At 57.2% G+C, this 3,487-nt stretch carries 3 protein-coding genes; all 3 read right to left on the bottom strand.

Annotated features, from left to right (window positions below; genetic code table 11):
- Positions 1 to 995 (bottom strand): phosphoglucose isomerase-related protein (locus ABWP81_RS09025; protein WP_502905531.1); only part of this gene is annotated, 995 nt, incomplete at its 3' end.
- Positions 996 to 1,064: 69 nt separating this feature from the next.
- A complete protein-coding gene (gene eda, locus ABWP81_RS09020) occupies positions 1,065 to 1,709 on the bottom strand; it encodes a bifunctional 4-hydroxy-2-oxoglutarate aldolase/2-dehydro-3-deoxy-phosphogluconate aldolase (protein ID WP_353141222.1) in 645 nt (214 codons plus the stop codon).
- 21 nt (positions 1,710 to 1,730) lie between these two features.
- Positions 1,731 to 3,487 (bottom strand): phosphogluconate dehydratase (gene edd, locus ABWP81_RS09015; RefSeq protein ID WP_353141220.1); only part of this gene is annotated, 1,757 nt, incomplete at its 5' end.

Below are 3,487 nucleotides of genomic sequence, written 5' to 3'. Positions count from 1 at the left end.
GCGCCTAAGAAGTTGCGGTTCCAAACGCCAAATAAGGCCATCAGCAAAGGCAAGTTTTGGTCGGAAGGTGCAGTCATGAAATGCTCGTCCATGGCGCGTGCACCCAAGAGCATGTCTTGGAAGGCAAACGCACCGATGGAGATCGCCAAAGGCAAACCGATGGCAGACCAAACCGAATAGCGGCCACCCACCCAATCCCAAAAACCAAAGGTGTGTTCGGGGGTGAAGCCTTGTGCGGCAGAAATGTGTGGGTTGGCCGTCACGGCAATGAGGTGCTTGCCCAGTTGATCTTCGGGGCAGCCTCCGTCTGTCAACCAACGCTTGGCTGAGGCTGCCAAGGTCATGGTTTCTTGTGTGGTGAAGGTTTTGCTCTGCACTACAAATGCGGTGCGAGCAGGGTTGAGGTGGGCCAAGGTGGTGTAAAGGCTCCAGGCGTCCACGTTGGACACATAGTGCACACGCACTTTGTTTTTGAAGCTGTCGCGCGTCAAGTGGCTGAGCGCTTCGGTGGTCATGCGCGGCCCTAGGTCTGAGCCACCAATGCCGAGGTTGACCACATCGGTGATGGACTCTCCGCCGTGGCCTTTCATTTGGCCTTCGCGTACTTTTTCGGCAAAGGTACACACGCGGTGCAACTCGATCGCCACTTGCTTGCTAATTTCATGGCCCCAAGGTGGGTTGGGTACGTGGCTGCCGCGCAGGGCGACATGCAACACCGCACGTTGCTCGGTGGCGTTGATGGGCTCGCCTTTGAACATGGCTTGCGCTTGTGGCATGACGTGTGACTCGTCAGCCAAGGCCAACAACTGTTGCATCACTTCGCGTGTGACGCGCTGGCGTTCGTAGTCGATGCTGATGCCTGCGCCGCTGGCATGCAAGGCTGCGTTGCGCTCTGGACTTTTTAGCAACTGCCGCAAGTGGGGTTGAGGACCTTGGGCCAAGGCTTGCAGGGCTTGCCAAGCTTGGCGTTTTTGTGGTGGGACGAATGAAGTCATATTTAGATTTTCGTCAAATTTAGAGAGTTTCTAGAGGCGATTGAATGAATCTTTTGATGGGTGTTTGAATTAACTTAAATTCGCTGCATCCTTGGCCTCACGAGCGAGTCGCGTGATCTCGGCCCAATCACCGCGCTCGACCACATCAACTGGTGTGAGCCACGAGCCACCGACCATGGCCACATTGGGTTGCTTCAAAAATTCGCCCATGTTGGCCAGTGACACACCGCCCGTGGGGCAAAAGCGCATGTCGCCCAAGGGGCCGCTCATGGCTTTGAGCATGGCCAAGCCGCCAGCTTGTGAAGCGGGAAAGAGTTTGACCAAGCCAAACCCGTAGTCGCGTGCGGTCATCACTTCGCCAGGCGTCATCACACCCGGCATGAAGGGCAGCTTGCATTGGATAGCGGCCTGCACCAGTGCGTCGGTCATGCCAGGCGAGAGCGCAAAGCTGGCACCTGCGTTTTGCACACGGGCCATTTCTTCAGCGCGTGTGACAGTGCCTGCGCCCACATGCATTTGCGGCACGTGCTTGGCCACTAGCTCAATCGCAGGCAAACCTGCGGCGTGGCGCAGTGTGATTTCCATCACATCCACGCCACCTTCTAGCAACGCGTGGGCCATGGGTACCGCTTGGTCTGGGTGGGTGATGACGATGACAGGCACCACGCGTGAGGTGAACGCGGGTTGAGTGAATGCGGGGTTGTTTTGGGTCATTTCGAATGTGCAAATGTGGTGTTAGATGCGGCTGAACAAAGGCGTCGCGCCTTCTTCGGCCAATGCTGCATTGGCGCGGAACATGGCAAAGATATCGCGGCCTGTGCCGCGTTGGTTGCCAGACAAGTCAGGTGTGGGTGCTGTGCGATTGGCTAGCTCGGCTTCGCCAACTTCTAGCTGCAAAGTTTGTGTGTCGCAATCAAGCGCAATCATGTCGCCGTCTTGCACTTTGCCAATCAAACCGCCGTTGACTGATTCGGGGCTGAGGTGAATGGCCGCAGGCACTTTGCCTGATGCGCCCGACATGCGGCCATCGGTGACCAAGGCCACTTTGAAACCTTTGTCTTGCAACAGGCCCAGCACGGGGGTGAGGCGGTGCAGTTCGGGCATGCCGTTGGCCTGTGGACCTTGGTTGCGCAACACGGCCACAAAGTCGCGCTCGAGCTTGCCTTCTTTAAACAGCACACCGAGTTGCTTTTGGTCGGTCAGCACGATGGCGGGGGCACGCACTTGGCGGTGTTCTGGTTTGACGGCAGAAACTTTCACCACGGCCCGACCTAAGTTGCCTTTGAGTAAACGCAAGCCACCGTCTGCGCTGAAGGGTTGCGTCACAGGGCGCAACACTGCTTCATCAGCAGACTGTGCAGGCACATCGCGCCAATCGAGCTGGTTGTTAAGCGCAGGGTTGAGCCAAGGCTCAACGGTGTAACGGTGCAAACCTTGGCCCATGATGGTGTGCACATCGTCGTGCAACAAACCAGCGCTTAGCAATTGGGTAATGAGGTAACCCATACCGCCTGCCGCTTGGAAGTGGTTCACATCAGCGCTGCCGTTGGGGTACACGCGGGCCAGCAATGGCACACAAGCGGAGAGGTCTGAAAAGTCATCCCAATTCACCACCAAGCCCGCAGCACGCGCCATGGCCACGATGTGCATGGTGTGGTTGGTTGAACCGCCAGTTGCCAACAAACCCACGATGCCGTTGACGATGACCTTGGCATTGATTTGGTAGCCCACGCCTGATTCTTTGTCTTGCGACAAAACCACGGCACGCTTAACGGCTTCGATGGTCAGGGCTTCACGCAGCGGTGTGCCCGGGTTTACAAATGACGAGCCGGGCAAATGCAGGCCCATGATTTCCATGAGCATTTGGTTGGAGTTGGCCGTGCCATAAAACGTGCAGGTGCCTGCGCTGTGATACGCCGCTTGTTCGGCTTCTAGCAACACCTCTCGGCTGACCAAACCTTGGGCGTATTGCTGACGCACTTTGGATTTGTCGTCGTTCGACAAGCCCGAGGTCATAGGACCTGCCGGCACAAACACCGCAGGCAAATGGCCAAACTGCAAAGCGCCAATAAACAGGCCGGGCACGATCTTGTCGCACACGCCCAAGAACAGTGCTGTATCGAACACGTTGTGCGACAGGCCTACCGCTGTGGCCAAAGCAATCACATCACGCGAGAAGAGAGATAGCTCCATGCCGTCTTCACCTTGGGTCACGCCGTCGCACATGGCGGGTACGCCGCCGGCGACTTGTGCTGTAGCACCTGCAGAACGCGCAGCGGCTCGAATTTTTTCTGGGTAGTGCTCATACGGTTGATGCGCCGAGAGCATGTCGTTGTAAGCGGTGATGATGCCCACATTGGGTTGACGCTCTTGGTGAAGAACCAGCTTGTCATTGCCAGGCATGGCTGCATAAGCGTGGGCTGCATTGGCGCAGCCCATACCGCCGCGGTAGGGACCTGGCTTTTTGGCTTTGGCCAACACGTCCAAATAGG

Origin of the sequence: Limnohabitans sp. (genome assembly GCF_040401135.1) — a bacterium.
Classification (GTDB): Bacteria; Pseudomonadota; Gammaproteobacteria; order Burkholderiales; family Burkholderiaceae_C; genus Limnohabitans.
Note: the sequence above shows the minus strand (reverse complement) of the source record. Positions and strands in the feature narration are given on the sequence as shown.